The sequence below is a fragment of the Streptomyces galbus genome (genome assembly GCF_005280195.1).
Lineage (GTDB): Bacteria > Actinomycetota > Actinomycetes > Streptomycetales > Streptomycetaceae > Streptomyces > Streptomyces galbus.
This window is the reverse complement of the sequence record NZ_SZPR01000061.1, coordinates 13,035-33,820: the sequence shown is the minus strand read 5'-3', so window position 1 is coordinate 33,820 and position 20,786 is coordinate 13,035. Positions and strand designations below refer to the sequence as shown.

At 72.2% G+C, this 20,786-nt stretch carries 19 protein-coding genes, 1 tRNA gene and 2 pseudogenes; 12 read left to right on the top strand and 10 right to left on the bottom strand.

Annotation, left to right across the window (positions count from 1 at the left end; genetic code table 11):
• Nucleotide 1 precedes the first annotated feature (1 nt).
• A complete protein-coding gene (locus tag E4U92_RS35445) occupies nt 2–1,309 on the bottom strand; it encodes a ricin-type beta-trefoil lectin domain protein (protein ID WP_137304561.1) in 1,308 nt (435 codons plus the stop codon).
• On the bottom strand, nt 1,306–2,091 hold the full coding sequence (locus E4U92_RS35440; protein ID WP_137304574.1) for a type VII secretion system-associated protein: 786 nt from the start codon (nt 2,089–2,091) through the stop codon (nt 1,306–1,308). The genes E4U92_RS35445 and E4U92_RS35440 overlap by 4 nt, the downstream gene beginning before the upstream one ends.
• A gap of 970 nt (nt 2,092–3,061) precedes the next feature.
• Here E4U92_RS35440 and E4U92_RS37190 point away from each other — a divergent pair.
• Nucleotides 3,062–3,694 (top strand): hypothetical protein, encoded by a 633-nt coding sequence (locus tag E4U92_RS37190; protein WP_338326466.1) that lies wholly within the window; start codon nt 3,062–3,064, stop codon nt 3,692–3,694.
• On the opposite strand, the gene E4U92_RS35430 is transcribed toward E4U92_RS37190, so the two are convergent.
• Nucleotides 3,678–4,073 carry a thiol-disulfide oxidoreductase DCC family protein gene (locus E4U92_RS35430; RefSeq protein ID WP_137304559.1) on the bottom strand — a complete coding sequence of 132 codons (396 nt, stop codon included), beginning with the start codon at nt 4,071–4,073 and terminating at the stop codon, nt 3,678–3,680. The genes E4U92_RS37190 and E4U92_RS35430 overlap by 17 nt on opposite strands.
• Nucleotides 4,074–4,248: 175 nt before the next feature.
• On the opposite strand from E4U92_RS35430, the gene E4U92_RS35425 reads away from it, so the two are divergent.
• Nucleotides 4,249–4,650 carry an STAS domain-containing protein gene (locus E4U92_RS35425; RefSeq protein WP_168725283.1) on the top strand — a complete coding sequence of 134 codons (402 nt, stop codon included), beginning with the start codon at nt 4,249–4,251 and terminating at the stop codon, nt 4,648–4,650.
• A gap of 7 nt (nt 4,651–4,657) precedes the next feature.
• Nucleotides 4,658–6,910 carry a SpoIIE family protein phosphatase gene (locus E4U92_RS35420; RefSeq protein ID WP_241681803.1) on the top strand — a complete coding sequence of 751 codons (2,253 nt, stop codon included), beginning with the start codon at nt 4,658–4,660 and terminating at the stop codon, nt 6,908–6,910.
• 118 nt (nt 6,911–7,028) lie between these two features.
• Here E4U92_RS35420 and E4U92_RS37110 read toward each other — a convergent pair whose 3' ends face one another.
• Nucleotides 7,029–7,154 carry a hypothetical protein gene (locus E4U92_RS37110; RefSeq protein WP_277754773.1) on the bottom strand — a complete coding sequence of 42 codons (126 nt, stop codon included), beginning with the start codon at nt 7,152–7,154 and terminating at the stop codon, nt 7,029–7,031.
• Nucleotides 7,155–7,369: 215 nt separating this feature from the next.
• On the opposite strand from E4U92_RS37110, the gene E4U92_RS35415 reads away from it, so the two are divergent.
• The 3 genes from E4U92_RS35415 to E4U92_RS35405 all read left to right on the top strand — a co-directional run bounded on the left by E4U92_RS35415 (nt 7,370) and on the right by E4U92_RS35405 (nt 9,676).
• Nucleotides 7,370–8,266: an AraC family transcriptional regulator gene (locus E4U92_RS35415; RefSeq protein ID WP_137304557.1), complete on the top strand. Its 897-nt coding sequence runs from the start codon at nt 7,370–7,372 to the stop codon at nt 8,264–8,266.
• A 169-nt stretch (nt 8,267–8,435) separates the two neighbouring features.
• Entirely contained in the window at nt 8,436–8,849 is a 414-nt protein-coding gene (locus E4U92_RS35410) for a hypothetical protein (protein WP_137304556.1), read from the top strand.
• 419 nt (nt 8,850–9,268) lie between these two features.
• Entirely contained in the window at nt 9,269–9,676 is a 408-nt protein-coding gene (locus tag E4U92_RS35405; RefSeq protein WP_137304555.1) for a TipAS antibiotic-recognition domain-containing protein, read from the top strand.
• 350 nt (nt 9,677–10,026) lie between these two features.
• Here the strand turns inward: E4U92_RS35405 and E4U92_RS35400 are convergent, their stop codons facing one another.
• A complete protein-coding gene (locus E4U92_RS35400; protein WP_137304554.1) occupies nt 10,027–10,884 on the bottom strand; it encodes a class I SAM-dependent methyltransferase in 858 nt (285 codons plus the stop codon).
• Nucleotides 10,885–10,999: 115 nt separating this feature from the next.
• On the opposite strand from E4U92_RS35400, the gene E4U92_RS35395 reads away from it, so the two are divergent.
• The 4 genes and pseudogenes from E4U92_RS35395 to E4U92_RS36970 all read left to right on the top strand — a co-directional run.
• The gene (locus E4U92_RS35395) at nt 11,000–11,587 is read left to right on the top strand and encodes a TetR family transcriptional regulator (protein WP_137304553.1); all 588 of its coding nucleotides are present in this window, start codon (nt 11,000–11,002) and stop codon (nt 11,585–11,587) included.
• A 564-nt stretch (nt 11,588–12,151) separates the two neighbouring features.
• The gene (locus tag E4U92_RS35385) at nt 12,152–12,307 is read left to right on the top strand and encodes a DUF6131 family protein (RefSeq protein ID WP_099054574.1); all 156 of its coding nucleotides are present in this window, start codon (nt 12,152–12,154) and stop codon (nt 12,305–12,307) included.
• Between the two features lie 232 nt (nt 12,308–12,539).
• Nucleotides 12,540–12,884, top strand: a complete 345-nt coding sequence (locus E4U92_RS35380; RefSeq protein WP_137304551.1) for a VOC family protein — start codon at nt 12,540–12,542, stop codon at nt 12,882–12,884.
• Nucleotides 12,885–13,165: 281 nt separating this feature from the next.
• Nucleotides 13,166–13,411 (top strand): annotated as a pseudogene (locus E4U92_RS36970) (transcriptional regulator); the annotation flags it as partial.
• A 127-nt stretch (nt 13,412–13,538) separates the two neighbouring features.
• Here E4U92_RS36970 and E4U92_RS35370 read toward each other — a convergent pair.
• Nucleotides 13,539–13,613: transfer RNA gene (locus E4U92_RS35370), tRNA-Arg, on the bottom strand.
• Nucleotides 13,614–14,076: 463 nt separating this feature from the next.
• Between E4U92_RS35370 and E4U92_RS35365 the strand changes: the two genes are divergently transcribed.
• Nucleotides 14,077–14,682, top strand: a complete 606-nt coding sequence (locus tag E4U92_RS35365) for a hypothetical protein (RefSeq protein WP_137304550.1) — start codon at nt 14,077–14,079, stop codon at nt 14,680–14,682.
• A 321-nt stretch (nt 14,683–15,003) separates the two neighbouring features.
• Here the strand turns inward: E4U92_RS35365 and E4U92_RS35360 are convergent, their stop codons facing one another.
• Both E4U92_RS35360 and E4U92_RS35355 read right to left on the bottom strand, forming a co-directional pair.
• A complete protein-coding gene (locus E4U92_RS35360; RefSeq protein ID WP_241681802.1) occupies nt 15,004–15,963 on the bottom strand; it encodes a hypothetical protein in 960 nt (319 codons plus the stop codon).
• 170 nt (nt 15,964–16,133) lie between these two features.
• Nucleotides 16,134–17,363: pseudogene (locus tag E4U92_RS35355) on the bottom strand (DUF2252 domain-containing protein).
• A 417-nt stretch (nt 17,364–17,780) separates the two neighbouring features.
• On the opposite strand from E4U92_RS35355, the gene E4U92_RS35350 reads away from it, so the two are divergent.
• A complete protein-coding gene (locus tag E4U92_RS35350) occupies nt 17,781–18,062 on the top strand; it encodes an amphi-Trp domain-containing protein (RefSeq protein WP_137304549.1) in 282 nt (93 codons plus the stop codon).
• Between the two features lie 79 nt (nt 18,063–18,141).
• Here E4U92_RS35350 and E4U92_RS35345 read toward each other — a convergent pair whose 3' ends face one another.
• Nucleotides 18,142–18,876: a D-Ala-D-Ala carboxypeptidase family metallohydrolase gene (locus E4U92_RS35345; protein ID WP_137304548.1), complete on the bottom strand. Its 735-nt coding sequence runs from the start codon at nt 18,874–18,876 to the stop codon at nt 18,142–18,144.
• Between the two features lie 202 nt (nt 18,877–19,078).
• Entirely contained in the window at nt 19,079–20,719 is a 1,641-nt protein-coding gene (locus E4U92_RS35340; protein ID WP_137304547.1) for an alkaline phosphatase D family protein, read from the bottom strand.
• Between the last annotated feature and the right edge of the window lie 67 nt (nt 20,720–20,786).

The following is a 20,786-nucleotide window of genomic DNA, read 5'->3' as shown; positions in this document are numbered from 1 at the left end:
ATCAGACGCTCCACTTCTGGTTGTCGGCGCCGACGCAGGTCCACAGGTGCAGGGGCGCGGCGTTGCCGGGATTCACGTCCTTGATGTCGACGCACTTGCCCACCACGGTGTTGACCAGGTCGTGACTGGCGTTCAGCGTGAACTGCTGGGCGGCGTTGCCGTTGCACCAGGCGATCTGGATCGGGGTGCCGTCGTTGTAGTTCGCGCCGGCCACGTCCAGGCACTTGCCCCCGATGCGGATGGTGCCGTCCGAGGCGAACTGCCACTTCTGCGCCGGGGAGTTGTTGCAGTCCCACACCCACAACTGCTTGCCGTCGCTGAAGTCGCCGTCCGGCACGTCGATGCAACGGCCGGACAGGTGGCTGCGGAAGGACACGGGCGCACTGAAGGTCACACCCGAAGCGGCCTTGGTGTCCCGCTTCTTGCTGCTGCCACTGCCCCCGCTGCTGCTCTTGTCGGTGCTTTTGCTGCCGCCGGCCTTCGCACCGCCGCTGCCCTTCGCGGGTGCCTTCGGGTGGTCCTGGGCGGCGGTGCCCGGGTGCGACTGCCCGCCGCCCGTGGCGGGCTGCGCGGCCGAGGCGCGCGGTGCCGGCGTGGCGACGGTCTTCCCCGTCCCGCCGGAGGGGCTGGTGTCGGGCGAGGCCACCACGAAGTCGCCCGGCGCCTCCTGACCGTCGTCACCGAGCACGGTTCCGGCGCCCGCCGCCTTCGTACGGTCGCCGCCGTCGTCGTGGTGCCCGCCGAGCACCAGGAACGGGACGGAGACCAGCAGGGCGCCCGCGACGGCTGCTCCGGCCAGCACGGCCTTCCCCGGCCGCCCGACCGGCGCGGCCTCTTCCCGGGGCCGGTCGATCGCGGTCTGCGTCATGGTCCGTACGAGCGCGGGCAGCCTGCTCTTGGCCGCCGCGGCGGCGCCGGGCTCGGCCTCGCCGTCGGCCTGCGCACGACCGGCGGAACCCGTGGCGGTCTCCGGCTCGGCGTGGGACCCGGACCCGGCCTCCGCCCCTGCCTCTGCTTCGCCCTTGGGCTTGCCGGCGGGCTGGGGCTCGGGCTCCGTCGCTGTCACGGGATCGCCGGCGGGTTCCGGCTCCGTCGCCGCCTCCGGCGAGCGGGCGGGCTTCGTCCCCGCCGCCTCGGGTTCGGTGGCTGCCCCGGTCTCGGTCCGCGCGCCGGCCCGGGCCTTCGCGCCCGTCTCGGCACCGACGCCGGCCACGGCTCCCGGACCCGCCTCCGTCTCGCCCTCGGCCTCCGTACGGCGTTCGGGGCGTCCCCCGGAGGAGGCGGGCGGCTGCTGGGCGGATCGCGTCACGAGGTTCTCCCGGTGGTGGGGGACACGGGGTCGAGTGGGCCGTCTGGCCGGGGCGGGGCGGGGGAGCCGGCCGCGAGGGCGGTCCGGTCCCCCGTTCCGGAGCCGGGGACACTGTCCGCCGGGACGAGCAGGGGAGCGGCGGCGCCCGCGTTGACGAGCAACAAGGTGCCGGGCGCGCTGAGCGAGCCGACCAACTCCCGTGTGGTCAGGGTGTCGTGCAGGAGTGCCGGGGACATGAACTCATGGGCCGGCGAGGTGAACAGCAGCACCACGGGTTCGCCGTCGTGTCCCACGCCGGTCAGCGGTGCGCCGTCCGGGCCGCGCACCACGGTGACATGGGCCTCGGCGAGTGCCGCGAGGGCCTCGTCCGTCGAGCTGTAGCCGGTGGCGGCGCGTTGTGCCGCGGCGTCGACGGGATCGGTCGGTTCGGGCCAGCCGAGCATCCGGGCGGAGGGACGGTACGTCGGGTTGGCGCGGAACTCCGTTGCCTCGCCGTGCTCGTCGGACCGCCATTCGCCCAGCACCGCCCACTCGGGCACGTCCCCTCGCTCGGCCCACTCCGGGTCCACCACGCCGATCCAGTGACCTGGCGCCTGGCGGGCGGCCGCGCGCACGGCGTCGGGTATGCCGGGGATGTCGGTGGCCCCGGAGGTGTCGACGGCCGCCCCGGTGTGCGGGACGGCCACCCCGGAAGCGGAAGCGGAAGCGGCGACCGGGACGGGGGTATCAGGTGACACGGGCAGGGCGCCTCTTCTGGCCTCTTGTCGTTCTCGGGGCCACATCTCCACCTGAACTCTTGAGCCGTAGGCCTACTGGGGTGCCGAACGGCACGTCGGCATGCCGGCGTCGATCAGCCGGGAGCCCCAGCATGCCACACCAACGCGGCCCGCGGGGGCTCGGGTTGTGTCCGAAAGGGGCCGCTGGCGTGCCCGTTTCCTGCCCGGGTGGAGAACTATCCGGGAGCAGCGCGGCGTCGGGGGACAAAGCGACGGGAGCAGCGGGGACGGGCGCGAGGTGATCGGCCGCGAAAGAAGCTAAGTTGGGCGTCGGACCGGCCCCCGCGGTGCGGCCGTGGCTCAAGCGGAATGCCGCGGCCGAAGAGAACCACGTCTGTTTCGGCGGCCGGAGCTGCCGAAGGCCGGCCGGGGGCAACGGAGTTCGTCCGGCTCGGCGCCGCCGCGCGGGCCCCCGACCACCACGAGCACTCCGCCACCGAGGAGGAGTAACCGCATGTCCCCCCAGCAGCACACGCCCGGCGCGCGAGCGGAGAAGGCCGGTCACTCCGGCGAGACGGAGGCCGGACGTCCGTCCGGTTCCTCCGCGACGGGCGCGCAGGAACCGAGCCCGGCTCCTGCGCCCGCCGCGCAGACCGGTGCCGCTCCGACGGGGGACCCCGCCGCCCCCGCCTCGGAGACCGACTCCACCGCAGAGGCCGCTCCCGGACCGGAGGCGGGACCCGACGCCGCATCCGCCCCGGCCCCGACCGGCTCCGCTGCAGGCACGTCCACGTCCACGTCCGAGCCCGCGTCCGCCTCCACGTCCGCGCCCGCCGCGACCACGCGAGCGCCCGAGGCACCCCCTGGGCCGGAAACGGCGAACGCAGCCACGGCCACGACGTCATCCGCGTCTCAGGAGCCCGCCACCCGTATCGGCGTGGCCGCGGCTGTCGCCACGGTCCCCCCGAGCTCCAGGTCCGGCACCGGCGTCGACGCGGGGCGCCCCCGCAAACCGGTCCTGGCGGGAGCCGCGGTCGTGGGGGCCGTACTGATCGCCGTCCCGCTGGCCCTGGCCGGCGGCGCGCACGACAAGGACGGTGACAAGCCCTCCACGACGGTGGCCGCGCAGGGCGCGGACACGGTCCTGCAGCCCGAGTCGGCCCCCGCCGCCCTGGACGACTACGTGGCCGAGAAGCCCACCGCGTCCCCGAGCGCGAAGAAGCCGTCGAAGAGCGCGGCGCCGGTCGCCGCCGCCCCGCAGCCGGTGCCGCCCGCGCCGAAGCCGAGCAGCTCGCCGACCAGGTCCGCCAAGCCGAAGCCGAAACCCAAGCCGGCTCCGAAGCCGAACTGGAGCACCGAGACCGTCTCGGCGGTCAGCGTCCTCGAGGTCAACCAGGCCTGGACCACCAACCGCATCCGCATGGTCATGCAGACCGACGGCAACCTCGTCGTCTACAACGAGCTGGACAAGCCCATCTGGGCGTCCATGACCTTCGGGCAGAACCACCGCGCGATCTTCCAGAGCGACGGCAACCTCGTCATCCACAACGGCGACGACCGTCCCATCTGGGCCTCGAAGAGCCACGGCCACGAGGGGGCGCAGCTCGTGCTGCGCGCGGACGCCAAGGTGGTCATCGTGTACAACGGCCAGGTCATCTGGTCCACCTGACGGCCCGCGTCGCGGGGACCGCACACGCCGGTGTCCCGCCCGGCAGCCGTCCACGGTTCTCGGCCACGAGCCGGTACACGCCGTGGGCGGCCCAGCGCACCGGCGGCAGCGTCAGCAGCGCACCCAGGACGGGCCAGGCGCCGCGCGCGCTCAGCAGGATCTTCGCGACGGCCTGCGCACCGCCGTACACCCGCCCGGTGGGCGTGACCCACAGGGCTTCGTACCTCGCCCGCTCGGCCGCCACGCCGAGCGACGCCAGATCCGCGTGCTGCCACGGCACGACCTCGCAGCGCGGCCGTACCAGTCGCTGCACGAGATCCACCGACGTGGTGCAGAAGCCACAGTCGCCGTCGAAGACCAGTACCGGTCGGGTGCGCATCCTCCCACTGTCCCGCACTCCGGCCCGCCCGGGTACGCGGACCCCTGATCGGCAGGCAGAGGGCCCCTGGCCGCCGGGAGACCCGCGCTCGCCGCCGCCCGGAACTGGGTGAACGGCGATTGCCGTAGGGTCGCAGGGGCAGCAGCCAGGTGGTGGTGAGGCGGAGGCGGGCGAGGTGTTCTCGGTTCAGGTCGGTACGACGGCGCGGGCGTGCGTGCTGACGCTGCGCGGCGCACTCGACCACGACAGCGCCGTGCAGATGGACGAGGCCGCCGGCCAGGTGTTCGCCGAAGGACGCCATGGACTGCTGGTCGTCGACTGCACACGGCTGGAGTTCTGCGACTCTTCCGGCATCGGCTGCCTGGTGCGGATGTACCAGCACCTCGCCGCGCGGGGCGGTGTACTGCGGCTCGCCGCGGTGCCCGCGTCCGTCGCACGCGTGCTTTCCCTGACGGGGCTGGACCGGGCGATCGCGGTCCACGCCACCCTCGACGAGGCCGTCGGTGCCGGTGGTGCGTGGCCGATGGCCGGCAGCGACGACGGCCTGTCCTCGTTGCCCAGGGCAAGTGAGAGGTGACGGGGCGATGACCTACGCGGCGGGCGACATGCCCGGACCCGGTGGCTCGCCGGACGTCGGTGATCTCTTCGCGGGAACGGCCGAGCGCGACCTCCACGCCCTGTTCGGGCAGTCCACGGCGGCGTTCGCCTCGCTGGCCGGACCCGAGCACGTGGTGGAGGTGGCCAACGCCGCCTTCTTCAGCGCGATCGGCGGCGACGCGCGCACGCGTACGGGAGAGCCCCTGGCGCAGCTCATGCCGGAACTGGCCGAGCAGGGCTTCCTCGCCCTGCTGGACCACGTCCACGACACGGGCGAGCGGTATGTCGGCCGGGAGGAACGCGTCCTCCTCGGCACCGGCGGCGACATGCGTGAGGCGTTCTTCGACTTCACCTACGAGCCCCGGTTCGACGGGGGCGGCCGGGTCATCGGTGTGCGCGTCATCGGCGTGGAGACCACACAGGTCGTCCACGCCCGGCGCCTGGCCGCCGAGCACCGCGTGCTGCTGGAGCAGATCGCCCGGCAGGCCCCCCTGGAACAGGTGCTGGACGGCATGGCCCGGGCCATCGAGGACCTCGCCGCGAAGGAGGTGCTCGTCTCCGTGCTGCTCGCCGACGCCGACGGCCGGCACCTGCGCCACGGCGCCGCGCCCAGCCTGCCCGCGTTCTACAACGCCGCCATCGACGGCATAGCCACCGGCGAAGGGGTCGGCTCGTGCGGCACGGCAGCCCACCGTCGCGCGCCCGTCATCGTCACCGACATCGCCACCGACCCGTTCTGGGGCGACTTCCGGGACCTCGCCGAACGTGCCCGGCTCGCCGCCTGCTGGTCCACCCCGATCCTCGCCCGCGACGGATCGCTGCTCGGCACGTTCGCGATGTACCACCGCACCCCGCGCGCCCCGCAGGAGGCCGATCTGGCTCTGGCGCGGGTGTTCGCCGACACCGCTGCCCTCGCCATCGAACGCCACCAGGCGGAAGAGGCGCGCAGGGCCGCCGAGGCCAGGGAGCAGGCCGCGCGCGACGACCTGGCCTTCCTCCTGGACGCCAGTACCCGCCTCGGCACGGACCTCGACCACACGCAGACCCTCCAGCGCGTGGCCCTGCTGTGCTCCCCGAAACTCGCGCCGCTGTGCGCGGTCGACATCGTGGCGGGCGGCCGGGTCCGCCGCATCGCCACCGCCGCCCCCACCCCGGCCGAGGAGGACCTCCTCGCGTCCCACGTACCGGGTCACGACGGCTCCGACGACGTCGTGGCGCGGGTCCTTGCCTCCGGGCGGAGCGAGGTCGCCTGCGGGCCGCCCGCGGGCCCGGGCCCCTGGCGCGAGCTGAAGGTCACCGGCCACCTGTGCGTCCCTCTGCTGCACCGCGGCAAGGCCTTCGGCGCGCTCACCCTGCTCACCACCGGCGGGGACGCCTTCGACGGACACACCGTCGCGCTGGCCGAGGAACTCGCGCGCCGCGCCGCCTCCGCGGCGCTGAACGCCCGTCAGTACACCGAGCGCGTCGCCCTCGCCCGCGACCTGCAGGCGGGCCTGCTCCTGCCGGAGGTGCCTCCGGTGCCCGGCGCCCGGGTGGCGACGTACTACCACCCCGCCGGCGAGGGCCTCGACGTCGGCGGCGACTTCTACGACGTCTTCCCGCTCAGCGACACCACCTGGGCGTTCATGCTGGGGGACGTGTGCGGGCGCGGGGCGACCGCGGCGACCACCACGGCCCTGGTCCGCCACACCGCCCGCGCCGTCGCCCACCTGCTGCCGGGGCCCGACGCGGTCGTCCAGGCCGTCAACCAGGCTCTCCTCAACCGTCCCCCGAGCCATGGCACGGGCTTCGTCACCCTCGTCTACGGCCACCTCACCCCGCTCGACGACGGCGGCCTCGACGTCACCCTCGTCCGGGCGGGGCACACCTTCCCCCTGCACCTCGCCGACGGCCGCGCCGCACGCACCGTCGACTGCGAGGGCTCGTTGCTCGGCATCACGCCGGACCCGCGCGTGGAGACCCACCGCCTGCGGCTCCGCCCGGCCGAGAGCCTGGTGCTGTACACCGACGGTCTCACCGAGGTCCGCGACCCGGACGGCGGCCAGTTCGGCGAGGAACGTCTCGCCCGGGCCCTGTCCGCGCGGCACGACGGACAACCCCAGCGGATCATCGACACGCTCGTCGAGGCCGTGCACGCCTTCACCCGCGACACGGGCATCGACGACGACCAGGCGGCCCTGGTCGTGACCGCGACCGCTCCGGGCGGCCCGGAGCGAGCGGCGGCCGTGTCCGGTCGGTGAGGACGGCGGTGCGGGGACCCTTCCGGACGGGCGATACTGACGGGCGCCGGGGCCGGGGGGTATCCATCACATACCCCCCGGCCCCGGCGCCGGACGTCAGCGCCAGGTGTCGTAGACGTCAGGGTGCCGGGGATACCGGCTCCCGCTTGGAGTAGGGCGCCCCGTCGCGGAGCACGGGCGCGTGGTCCTCGCGCAGCAGGGAACCGATGACCCGGCTGCGCTCCCACACCAGTCCGCTGATCACGCACAGGGCGAAGGCCTGAACCCAGGTCTGCGCCGTGGTCGCCGGTGAGGCCGACTCCCAGGCCTCCTCGTAGTGTCGTAGTGGATCTCCTGGCTGCTGAGCGTGCAGTGGGAACTGACAGTCCGGCAGTGGGTCACCGGCCTCGCGAAGACGGCCGGGTACGCGCTAGCGCCGGATACGACCTCGCGAGCATCCTCCTGCACGGGGGTGAGGTGATGCGCTGTGCCGTGGATCGCGATCGCGGATGGGAGACGGCGCGGGAGCTGCCGGATGAGCGGGCGCGTCCCGGCGTCCTCCAGTACCGGGGCTTCCGCATGACGTTGGACGAGCCGAGAAGGCGGCTTGAGGTACCGGCCGGCGTGGTGACGCTGGTGCTCGGGTTCGAGGAGCACCGGCTGCTGCTCACCGATACCAGAAGCCTAGGGAGCGACTCGGCCACCGTCGCCCGGCCGTACACGTCCTTGCTGTCCGCTCTCCGCACCCGGGCTTCGTTTGGGGAGCACAGCGGGAGCCTGTACGGCATGGAGGTGGTGCTCGCACCATGGGCGGCGTACACCCTGTTCGGGATTCCGATGGGAGAGTGGGCCGACTCCATCCTCGACCCGGCCGACCTGGTCGGCAGCCGGGTCGAAGGGCTGGCCCGCGCGCTGGCCGACCTGCCCGACTGGGCGCGGCGCTTCGAACTGCTCGACACCGCGCTGGGCAGGTGGTTCGCCGAAGGTCCCGGGTGCTCGCCGCGTGTGGTGTGGGCGTGGCAGGAGCTGTGCCGCACGGGCGGCACCGTTCCCATCCACCGACTGGCGGCGCGTACCGGCTGGGGGACGCGGCAGTTGGAGAACCGTTTCAGGCAGCAGATCGGGCTGCCGCCCAAGACCGTTGCCCGCGTCCTGCGGCTGCGCCGGGCGCTGCGGTCGTTGCACCATGGCCGGACGGCGGCGCTGACCGCGCTGTCCTGCGGCTACTCCGACCAGGCGCACATGAGCCGCGAGGTGCGCCGGATGACCGGACTGCCGCCGTCCCGGCTGATGGCCGCGCGCGCGTTCCGTCCGGCTGGGCCGCCGACCAATGACCGGGTGGACGGCCAGGTCACCAGCTTCGGGCTACCGCGCTGACAGCACCACCGCCTCGTGACCCGCTGTCGGCGGTGCGCATTCCTTCAAGACGGCATCGCTCTGCCGGCCTGAAGATGATGGCGCTGCCTTGAGGCCCGGTCGAACCGCGCACCGCTAGATCGGCGGCCCTCTGCTCCGGCAGCACCGTCCGCAGTCAGGGGAGGAAGACATGAAGAACCGCATGAAGACGCTCGCGTTGGCCGGAAGCGCGCTGCTGCTCGCCGCTGGGGTCGGCGCCGGGGGCGCGGAGGCGGCCAGCGCGACGCCCACCTCGACGAGGGCGCCGGCGGCCTGTTTCGATGTCCTGCACAGTTACAGCAAGCCGAGCGGCTACGGTTACTACCCGACCAACGGCACCCGCCTGACCACCACCAGCCGCTGCGCGGACATCAACATCTCTCCGAGGGCCGGTGCCTATATAGCGGTCTGCTTCCACCCCAGTTCCGGCAGCGAGTACTGCAACGGCTACACCTGGGCCCCGGCCAACCAGTACACCGTGGTCGCCAGCGGCGTGCGAGACGGGACGCAGTTCTACTTCGCCTTCAGGTCCACCGCAGCGTCCTCCGGCGGCTGGGCGGCTTGACCCCTCCACACCCGCCCGACGCGCCCGTCCTGGATGCCCGCGCTGCCTGACAGCGGCGACAGGCCCCGACGAGCATCTGGTGACGGGGCGGCTCCGGCGGAGGCGGCCGGGTACCGGGCGCGGCGGCACTGGCACCGGCGCGAGGACCGTGGCCGGCGGAAAGACGTGTGAGAGTGTCGCGAGGGATTGGTGCCATGCGTCCGACTCACGGACGGCTCGCCGTTCGAGATGCGCCTTTCCACCGCCGGCTGACCTCGACGGAGTGCCGGAGGGCCCAAGAAATGGTTTGCCGACCCGGTGGCCGTGTGTCACCGTTCGGCCTGGACCGGAAGTTGATCATCGACGGCCGGTCGACGTCGACATGTCGGCGGCCTCTCGGGGATCCACCGGAGAGGTGACCAACGAGGGGAACCGGAGCCGTGGGGAACACTTACGAGGACGAGTGTCGCCGGTCGTTGGCCGAGGAGCAGGCGAAGAGCCTTGCCCGGACCAACAACTGGGAACATGTGGACAGGGAGCGGGTCCACCAGGACTGGGACGTCCTGTACCGGGAGATCACGGCTTTCATGGACGGCGGCTCCCTGCCCGGGGACCCACAGATCCAGGAGCTCGTCCGCAGGCACTTCGACATCGCATGCCGGTTTTACACCCCCTCCAAGGAGGCTTACGTCGGCATGTCGCTCTTTTACGCCGAGGACGAGGCCATGAGGGCGTTCCACAATTCCTACCACCCCGGGATGGTGGATTTCCTGGGCGCCGCGATCAAGGTGTTCGCCGAGCAGGGCGGCGGGTTCGCCCCCAGCGCACGAGCCGAAGCTTCGGCGTAGTCGGGCGGCACAGGCCAGGACATGCACGGGCCACAGGGCTGTCATAGCACTTGGGGGGAGGGAGCAGAGACCGGGTTCTCGGGCTGATGCCGAGAACATCACGCGTGAGGACCACCTCGCCTGCGTCTTCGGCGGGGCGATCTGCCCGCGGCATGGAACATGGATCCCGCCGTATGAGACCGCGGGTGACAGCCACTCGCTGATGGTCGCGGCGAGGACGGCCGCCTCGTAGCGGAGTCCTGCGGGTTCGGGCCTGCGGCACGGTGCTTCATAGTGAATTCCGCACGCTCAGCGGCCGGTGAGGGTTGCCGGGAGCGCGGGTTCATGGGGTGCATGGCGGGTGTTACGGCTCAGCTGTGTGCTGAATCGTCTCGCACGGCGGTGACCAGCCAGGAACTGCTGCGCAGCCACACCCCGTCGTCCGTGTAGTGCTGCTGCAGGGCGGCGGTCAGCGCCTGGCGCACGGCGTCTTGTGCCGGCAAGGTCACCTGGTCGAGAAGGTGGCGTCCGGGGCCGGAGCCCAGGAGGAACGCTGCGGCGTCCGCTGCGTCGGCGCCCCAATTCCCCGCCGCCTCGATGCGCTGGACGTCCACCTCGCGGAATCCGGCCGCGGTGAGCAGTTCGCGGATGAGGCGGGGATCTGTCAGGGAGAACATGCCTGGGCCGCCGGCCTTGCCGAAGCCGCCGAGCGGCAGGAGGTCCTGCAGGGAGGCCAGTGCGGTGAGCCACTCGTTGGCTTCGGCCTCGGCCGCGCAGATGAAGGCCAGCCGGCCGCTGGGGCGCAGCGCGCGGCGGAGGTTGGTGAAGGCGGCGACGGGGTCGGTGAAGAACGTCATGCCGTACCGGCTGATGACCGCATCGAACGCCCCGTCGTCCAGGGGGTGGACCTGGGCGTCGCCCTGGACGAAGGCCACGTTGTCGACGCCTTCGCGTACGGCGCTCTCCCGGGCCCTGCCCAGCATGGGTCCCGACAGGTCAAGGCCGAGCGCCCGGCCGCGCACGGCGAGACGGGCGGCGAGGCGGGTGGTGCGGCCGGCTCCGCAGCCGACGTCCAGGACGGTGTCGGACTCGTGGATGGCCGCGGCGTCCAGTAGCGGCTGGTTGAGGCCGTCGTTGACGGCGTCCCAGCGCCCCTGGTTGCGGGCCCACTGGGCGCCCTCGTATCCGTTCCATGCCTCGGCCTGCGCGGTGTTGGTGAACTGCCCCATGGGTGAACTCCCTCTCGTCGGCGCGCGACGGGCGCCCCGACCCTAGAATGGGCAAGTGCCCAAACGATATGGGCGAACGCCCATACTTGCGACGGGTACAGGGAAAGGGGCTGTTGTGTCACCTCGTGGAGTGGCGATTCCGGATCTGCGCGAGCGGCTGTTCGCGGCGGCGGAACGAGTGGTGGCCCGCGACGGCGCCGCGGCGCTGACCAGCCGCGCGGTCACCGCGGAGGCGGACTGCGCCAAGGGCGTGCTGCACACGCACTTCGCCGGCCTCGACGAGTTCGTCGCCGAACTTGTCCTGGACCGCTTCGCCCGCAGCGCCCGCCAGACCGCGGCGCTGGAGGCCAGGGTGGGCCGTGCCACGGTCGCGGAGAACCTCCAGGAGGTCGTCGTAGCCCTGCTGGACTCCCTGCATCCGGCGGTGGTGGGCCTGGCGATGTCCCGCCCCGCGGCCGCGTCGCACACCCGCGAGGGCCTGCAGTCCGGCGCGCCCGCGTTCGATGCGATCCAGCAGCACGTCACCGCCTACCTCCAAGCGGAACAGCGCGCCGGTCGCATTCCCGCCGACAGCGACGTCGCCACTATCGCGCTCGCCCTCGTGGGCACGACGCACCACCTGCTGATGACCCGCAGCCCTCGACAGCCCACGGACGCCGCGGCGACCGCGCAGCGGCTGCTGGCCGTGCTCCTGCCCTGCTGAGTGTCGGTACCCTCGGATGCCGGCACCGGCCGCAGGCCCTCAGTTCCTCCTGGCCGCTGGTGTGCGGGTGCTACGTGTCGTGCAGCACAGCGTGCGAGGGCGCCGACCGGCTGCTGCTGATCTCCTCCCCAGAGCGGGACCCCGCTTGCGCCGTGACCTCGTGGAGGCCGCGGCCCGTGTCCTGACGGAGGACAGCCACCTCGGCCGCGCCTACGACTTCACCGGCGGCTTGTGGACCACCTCCGCCCGTTGGCTACGGGGGAGAGGCGACGTCGGTCGGTCGCCTCCTGCGCAGCGCCACGAAGCCGATCCCGAACCAGCCCGGTGCCCCCCGCGGCGGTCTGCGGAAACCCTTCCCATGGTCGCAACTACTGGCCGCCGGAGCTGAGGACTAGCGGGATCCAGGCCGCCCCCCGATCGGCGGCGCGTGCTGTCGCTGCTTCCGGGCTTCCCTCTCGTGCACAGGGCGGGTGCCGAACCCTGAAATAAATGGACAACGGCACTTCCCCAGCACGCCGCTCCGGTCCACAGTGGAGACAGCACTACTTCCCACCGGAGGCGGTCATGCTCCTCCTCGGCATCATTTTGCTGGTCGTCGGGTTCGTCACCGGCATATCGATCCTGTGGACAATCGGGATCATTCTCGCGGTCATCGGCGCGGTTCTGTGGATCATGGGGTCCATGGGACACGCGGTCGCCGGCCGCCGTCACTACTGGTGACCTTGCCTGTACCAAGTACGACGGCCCTCCACGCGTAGGTGCGGGCCGGCGGCGCCCACGCCACCGCTCAGGTCTGCGGCGGCCGCCTGCTCCGCCGACTTCGCAAGCCCATCGCGATACCGGCAACGACGCTTGGTCCCGCATTTCTTTCGGAAAGCCGGGCTATCTCCTCCGATGAGTTAGGGCCACGGGAGTGGTCCAGCCATTGAAACGACTATGGGGAGTGATGCGAGTGGACCTGTACAGCATCATGTGCGTGAGTAACCGGATCAAGGCACTCGAATGGTTCGGGGTGTTCTTCGGGCGCCCGGCGGACGAGATCATCGGCGAGGAGTACCTGTGGCGGGTCGGCGAGAACGCATGGGTTGTCATTGACGATCGAGACGTGCGCGCTGAGCGAGTAGGCGGAGCCATGATCACCCTCGGCGTGCACGCCCTCGATGACATCCTGGCCCGATTCGCCGCACACGGGATCGACCACGAACCTCTCGAGACCTACAGCAACGGCGTGCGCCACGTCGTCGTGCTGGATCCCGACGGGAACAGCCTCTCGCTCGCCGAGGCAACCACTCAGTGAGTGCCGGAACCGTCCGGCAGCGTTCCGGGCGACGTCGACGGTCACCTCCAACACCACCGCCTCTGCCATGGATGTCCGCTCTTCGACGGGACCAGTACGTCGGCCAGGACGCGGCCGGTGGGCTGGGTGGGACAGGGTGGTGATGCGTCCGGTGTACTGGAGCGCCCTGCGGAGTGGGAGCCGGTGACAGTGCTCATGATGGCCTCGGTGGTGGTGCGCACCTGACGTAAGGGCCAGCCGAGCGGGTCGCCGTGGTGACATCCTCGGCCGACCCCGTCTGAGTCACCCTCATCCCCAGCGCCTACGGCCGCCGGAACCTGGTGGCCTTCCACGCGCCGGGGCGGCATCCGGTGGTGCAGCACCCGGTGGCCGAGCCGACGCCGCCGGTACTGCCGGAAACCGTGACGCTACGCCTTGACGCACTCGCGCATCCCGTACGGCTGCGGCTGCTGCGCACCCCGGCCCGCGGGCCCCACACCACCGGCGAGCTGGCGCACGGCTGGTCCCGGCCTGACGGCGCTGGGCACGGGCCTGCTGGCGGCCATCCCGCTGAGCCGAACCGGGAGGCGGGCGAGGCGGTCGGCGTAGTCCGCACGGCCGCGTCGGCTGCGCACGGTGTGCCGCCGAGTGTGCGTCTCACACTGCCGAAGTCGGCGGAGCCGACCGGGATCGATCCGACGTCCTCGCGATTGCGGAGACCGCTCGCGACGACCTCTGCGCTACGGCTCCGCTTGCCCCGCGTCGTATGCGTTCCGTCGGCCGAGAAGGATGCTCGTCGTCGGGGACCCAGCTGTACTTGCCCACGACCAAGTTGTTGTGGACCTCGACTGAGTCGGGAGAAAGGGGTAGGCGCCAGGCGGCAGCGCCAGCACGTCCCGCTCGTCCGGCACGGTGCTGCCCGCGGCAAGGTGCCGTCCGAGGAGGGTGCAGAAGCCTTCGTGCGAAGGCCGGCGCTCCGGCCGACGCACCTAACCCTCCGCTCAGGTTCCGGCCGACCGCCCGGCTAGAAGGGAACCAGCGGTCAGCCGTCCGCCACGAAGCGTGCGTGCCCCGATATCGTCCGCGTGTCCCGTGTACCGTCAAGCCACCCGCCGATCCTCGCCGTCACCTCCGCGGGCACAGGCACGAGCTCCGTGCCACCGGTTCGGAGGTGGCTTTTCTCCATGTCGCCGTTGGAAACAGGAGCACGTCCATGCGTATCTACGCCCAAAGCCCAGCGCGCCGGGGTCGTCAGCTGATCGCGGATCTGATCGCTCTGCTCCTGATCGCGAGCACAGTGAAGTTCGCCCTGGTCGTCCGTGACGCACTCCTGACGTTGGCCGAGCCCGGGCGGAAAGCCGAGAACGCGGGCGACAGCCTTGCCTCCAGTCTCGACGATGCGGGCAACGCGGCCTCGAAGGTCCCGTTCGTCGGTGACTCGTTGAAGAAGCCACTCAAGTCCGCGGCCGAGGCCGGCACGAGTCTTTCCGATGCCGGACAGTCGTTGCAGGACACCGTGGGCCATGTCGCCACGCTCACGACGATCGCCCTGATCGTGCTTCCGACCGCCGTGATCCTGATGGTGTGGCTCGTTCCCCGGCTGCGGTGGATCCGGCGGAGCGCCACCACCCGTCGCCTGTTCGATGCCCCCGGTGGCGCCGACCTCCTTGCGCTGCGTGCGCTCACCGGGCCGCAGCGACCGCTGGCCGCACTTGCCACGCCGCCGGGCGGCCTGGCCGACGCCTGGCGTCGCGGAGACCCTGACGTCATCGCCGACCTGTCGACGCTGACGCTGCGACGCGCGGGTCTTCGACCCTGACCGAGGGCGGCGAGCAAGCACCGATGCCCAGAACTCCGTCCTCGCCTGGCAGCCGGGCACGTCGGAAATCCATGCCAAGGGGAGCTTGTCCTCGCTGCGGCTGGCCGAGGAGGCTGCCGCCACCGGTGACTTGGCCGCTGGACGCTCACCACGAAGGGCCGACGGCTGCGCGCGAGGTCGTCGAGCAAGGGTCGGCCCACTGGCTGAAGGACCGGAACGGAGATGGTCTTACAGGGCCTTCGGAGGCCGTCGGCAGCGGCCGAAGCGGCGCGACGGCCCTGTTCTGCTCGCCCTCGGTGCACCCTTCGCGATTGTCTACCGTCAGCCTGCGGAAGGGGTCCGGTCCCGCGCCTCCTCGTGACGCGCCTGCATACGCTCGATGACGCGCTGCTGTCCTAGCCTCTTGGCCTGTCGGAGCTTGGCTTCGGCGGCGAGCAGGGGGATCCACAACAGCCAGCCCCACAGGCTGAAACGCACGACCCCGCCCCACACCAGCGCCTTGTTCAGGCTGAACGACGCGAGGAACGTCACCACGTAGGCGCCGGCGCGGTGGGCGAGGAGCAGACGTAGGGGCGCGTTGCGGGAACCCTGCAACAGCTCGACCGCCGCAGCCAGTTCGGCGGCTCGGAGGTCTTCCCCGGTGTCCGGGCGGACGCCGTCGCGAGCGGCTCGCCGCAGCGCGTCGGTGACCAGCACGCTCTGCTCGGCCAGGACCTCCTGCTCGACCTGTCCCCGGACAGCGCCGGCCGTCACGTCATCCCAGTAACCCCGGCCGGCCCAGCCGACAGCGTCATCGACGCGCCGGCGCTCGGGCGACCCCGGGGGAGCCAGCTGCTCGATCTTCTCCTGCATGGTCACGGCACGGCGCGCTCGGTGCGGGTGGTCGAAGGAGTCCGAGCGCAGGCAGAGCTCCCAGTACGACACCAAGAGCCCCAGGTCGTCCGGTGCGAGGGCGAGGCCCTGACGGTAGGCGGCTTCCGCTTCCCGGTCGTGGTCGTCCTCGTCCTCCGCGGCGTGCGCCTGACCGAGCCAGCGCAGAAGGACGGGGTCCGGTCCGCACTCTTCGATCCCTGCCCGAGCCGTCTTCCTCACCGCGGCGTAGCCGCCTACCGCGAAGAGCTCCGAGCACTGCTGCGCATACTGCTGCCGTTCCACGTCCCCACCCCGGTCGTCCGAACAAGCACTGTCCGCTGCGCTGGTGCCGCTGTCAATCACTTCTTGATCACGGCTTGAGCCTCTCGACGGCGCACCGTTCGACGGTTCGGCCGGGAAGTCGATCATGCTGGTCGTGGAGGAAGCGGGCACGGACGGGGCCCACGAGCTTCGCCCGTACGCCACGGGCTTCACCCGCGGGGCCACCTCGAGTCGGCGGGTAAGGCCCCCGCAGGAGCCCGCCCGGCCTTGCGCAAGATGACGAACAATCTTTCAAGCAGCTCGGCCCGGCGCCGCGCCTATGGGGCGGAGGGCAGGCGGCCCTCGTCGATGGCCCGGGTGAAGGCGGCGTAGTCCTCGCGGGTCTGCTCGGTGTAGGCGAGGGCGAACGCGGCGACGGCCCGGTCGAAGGAGTCGTCGTCACCCAGGTAGGCATCGATGGCGGCGCGGTGGCCCGAGCGGGCATGGCCGCGGGCCAGCGCGCGCCCGCAGAGCCCCGCGTACTGCCGCATGCGGCTGGCGGACATGCCCTGCACGGATGCGGACCCCTTCATGTCGAGCAACTGGCGCCAGTAGAAGTGGCGTCCGGTCGGCCCGGTCGACCAGCCGAGGAAGATGTCGCCGAACGCCTGCAGCAGCCGCTGGCCTTCGACCACGCGCCGACCTTCGTGGGCGACGGGCACCCGCACGTACGGAGCCAGGACGGAGGGCTCGGCCTCCTTGGCCTGCAGCAGCAGGAGGTCATCCGCCACCCGCCCCTCCAGCAGCAGGAGGTAGCAACGGGTGCCGACGCTGCCGATCCCGACGACCTTGCGGGCCGCGTCCACGAACCGGAAGCGGTCCAGCAGCCTGGCCTGTGCCGGGGGCAGGGTGGCGCGGTAGTCCTCGAAGACGTGCTCCACCGTGGCACGGTCGTCTTCCGGGACCGGCTCCACCAGCGGCGGGTCGTGGACGAACCGGGGCCGGCCGTCCTCGCCGGGTGCGGTGAGCTTGGCGATGGCCTTGCTGCTGTCCGTCTCCCGTGCCCGGTCCAGGCTGCGGTGGAGCCGGGCCCGCTGCAACGAGTTGCCGACCTCCTGCAGCAGGTCGTCGGCCGCGATGTGCTCGTACCAGACCGTGAGTTCGGTGGCGGCGGCGAGCTCGCCCATGTGCGTGCGGTAGCCCCGGGCGGCCTCGGTCGCGGCGGCTGCCGCGGCTTCCTAGGAGGCGCCGTTGTCGGCGGCGGCCACCGCGATGCTGGACGCGAGGCGTTTGACGTCCCACTCGAAGGGGCCCGGCAGGGTCTCGTCGAAGTCGTCCAGATCGAAGACCAGCCGCCGCTCCGGTGAGGCGAACAGCCCGAAGTTGGACAGGTGCGCGTCCCCCGAGAGCTGAACGGTCAGGCCGGAGTCCGGCAGACCGGCCAGGTCGGCGGCCATCACGGCGGGGGTGCCGCGATAGAAGGCGGACAGGGAGCCGGTCATCCGGCCGTAGCGGATCGGCATCAGCTCGGGGATCCGCGGCTCGGCCTCCTCCTGGAGGATCTCCACGAGGTCACGTCGCCTGGGGGAGGCGGTCCACTCGCCGTGGCGGGCCAGCGGGAGGCGTTCGCGCGCCGCGAGTCCCGTGCGGGGCGAGTCCTGGGAGGCGGGGGGCCCTGCGGTGGGCTCGCCGGGGGATGCGGAGGTCGTGGACACGGGTGGCTCCTGTGGCGGTGGGCCTCGGGCGAGGCGCGGTGCCGCGGCCGGCAGGGCCGTCCCCGTGCCGGGCCTCGGCGGCCAGGGGCCTGTCGCCGACCACGTGCCTGTGCACGAGTGTCGCGTCCAGCGTCCCACGCCTGGCCGGAGCCGCCACTCCGGGCGCTCCAGTAGCGGGCGGCGGGAGCCGCTCCGGCGGGCCGGTGCCGGGAAGCGGGGTCACAATGGGACACGCCCGCTGTTCCCGACCGACGGTCCCGGGAGGCTGCCGTGAGCGATCTCGAATTCGAACAGAAGCGGACCCTGTCCCGTGCCGAAGCGGCCGACCAGCTCGAGGCGCTGGCAGCCGCGGTCCGGCGGGGCGGTCAGGCCGAACTGGAGCTCGGCCCCGGCCGGCTGACCGTGCGGATCCCGGACGAGCTGCACACCGAGATCGAGGTCGAGCTGGAGGACGGCGAGATCGACCTGGAGGTCGAACTGTCCTGGCGCACGCCCCAGGCGCAGGCACAGGTGCAGGAACAGGCGCAGGACGGGACCGCCGACGGCGACTGACCGTCACGGTGTGCGGCGCGCCGGGAGGACCTGACAGCCGGGCGCCGCACCTTCGCGGGCCCGGCTCCGGCGGCGTCGGTCAGATGCCGCAGTTCGGGGCGGACCAGTAGGGGGAGGGGTCGAGGGCGACGTGGGTGTGGTCGTTGTGGTCGGGGTAGCCCGGGCCGAGGATCTCCGAGAAGCCGTGGGTGCGGGCCTCCTGGGCGAGGCGGCAGAAGGACGGTGAGCCGGTCAGGTCGGCCGCGTCGCCGTACAGGTGGCGGCTGCCGGACGCCCCGCCGACGGCGCTGTTGCAGGCGTAGGAGCGGAAGCCGCTGGAGATCGTCAGCGGGACGTCGCCCAGCGCGTGACGCATCGCCTCCAGCTTCCACATGGTCTTCAGCGCGTTCGCCTTGGCGGTGGCCGCCGACACGGCGCCGCCCGACCAGTCGGAGTTGCAGCGGTTGAGCTCGGCGTAGGAGAAGTGGACCGGCGTGCAGTCCGCGTCCTGGAGGGCGTAGAGCTTGCTGAACGTCGCCGGTCCCGCGATCCCGTCGGCGGTGAGGCCGTACGCCGACTGGAACTTGCGCACGGCGGCGGTTGTACGGGCGCCGAACTGGCCGTCGTAGGAGAGGCGTTCGCCGGACGTGACCCAGCCCGCGACGCGGATCTGGAGCTGGGTGACGTCGTTGCCGGAGGCGCCCTGGGACAGGGTGCGGCTCCACGTGTAGCACTCGTCGGCGTGGGCGGCGCCCGCGGTGGCGCCCATACCGACCACCACACCTGACGCGATCATGACAAAAGCGGCGAAGAAGCGTGCGATCCGTCGGAACATCCGGACCTCCGGTTCGTCGGTGCGATCCCCGCTCCTGCGGCGGTGATCGGCCCCCAGCTTGAGCCCAAGTGCTACGCGCGTCAACGGCGTTGCCGTGGCGGGGCGGTGAACGGCGGCACTGTCCCCGACGCCGACGCACGGACCGGCCGGCGCCGGCGTCGGGGATGGTGCTCCGGGGCGTTGCGCCCGGGGGCGATCCGGGTCAGGCGGGCCGCAGGCCCGGCGCTCCTGCCTGGGTGACGAAGGACGCCGCGGTCGTCACCGGCGCCCCCGGCCTGGTCACGTACGGGACGGTCCTGAAGTCCGCGCGGGCCTCCTGCTGTCCCAGCGTGACGTTCACGTAGCCGCGCCGGCCGTCGTAGAACTTCAGGTGGGGGTTGGCGGCCAGGTAGGTGGCCCAGTTGGCCGGCCGCTCCGCGCCGTCGCGGCCGCTCGTGACCGACGTCGTGACGATCTCCGTGCCCACGGTCCGGGAGCCGGGGTCGGCGAAGTCGCGCTTGATGTCGAAGGCGTAGTGCACGTGCACGTCACCGGTGAGGACCATGAGGTTCTCCACGCCGACCGCCTCGGCCCCCGCCAGGATCCGTTCGCGGGAGGCCGGGTAGCCGTCCCAGGAGTCCATGGAGACCTTGGACGGCGACGCGGTGGTGTTGTACCGCCGGGAGAAGGTCACCTGCTGCGGTACGACGTTCCACAGCGCCCGCGAACGGCGCCAGCCGTCGATGAGCCACCGTTCCTGCGTGGCGCCGGTGAGGGTGCGTGCCGGGTCCTCGGACTCGGGACCGGGGTACTGCCAGCCGTCGCCGTAGGCCTGGTCCGAGCGGTACTGGCGGGTGTCCAGCACGTCGAACTGGGCGAGCCGGCCCCAGTGCAGGCGGCGGTAGAGCCGCATGTCGGACCCGGTGGGAAGCTGCGGTCGGCGCAGCGGCTGGTTCTCCCAGTAGGCGCGGTAGGCCGAGGCGCGGCGCAGCAGGAACTCCTCGGAGGAGCCGTTGTCCTCCGGGACGTCGTCGGCGTAGTTGTTCTCCGTCTCGTGGTCGTCCCAGGTGACCACGAAGGGGTGCGCGGCGTGCGCGGCCATCAGGTCCGGGTCGGACTTGAACAGGGCGTAGCGCAGCCGGTAGTCCTCCAGCGTCACCGTCTCGCGGGCGAAGTGCGCCGGCAGCGTGCGGTCGGTGTACTTGCGGTGGTTGCCGGTGGCGTCGACGGCGTACTCGTACAGGTAGTCGCCCAGGTGGAAGACGACGTCCACGTCGTCCTCGGCGAGGTGGCGGTAGGCCGTGTAGTAGCCGTCGGTGTAGGCCTGGCAGGAGACGGCGCCCAGGGTGAGCGCGGCGGGCCGGGCCCCGGGCGGCGGTGCGGTGCGGGTGCGGCCGGTGGGGCTCAGCCAGGCACCGGCCCGGAACCGGTAGAAGTAGACGCGGTCCGCCGGCAGGTGGGACACCTCGACGTGGACGGTGTGGCTGAACTCCGGGTGGGCGACGGCGGCGCCGCGCCGGACGATCCGGCGGAAGGCCGCGTCGTGGGCCACCTCCCAGTGCACGGTGACGCGCTGCGCGGGCAGACCGCCGTCGGGCTGGTACGGCTGGGGGGCCAGCCGCGTCCACAGCAGCACCGAGCCGGGCAGCGGGTCGCCGGAGGCCACGCCCAGGGTGAAGGGGTTGTCGGAGATCTTCCGGGCGTCGTACTCGGCGGCGGCGGCCGTGCCGGCGGCGGGCAGGTTCACGGCGAACGCGAGCGCGGCGGCGGCGCCGGTGACCGTGAGGAAGCGGCGCCGGTCGAAGTGCCGGGCCGCGTCCCGTAGTTCGGGCGCGTGCTGGGACGGGCGTGCTGCGGGTGTCATCCGGTCTCCCCTGTCGTGGTGGACGCAGGGGCAGTTGACCGGTCCGTGGCTACCGCAGAGGGGCCTC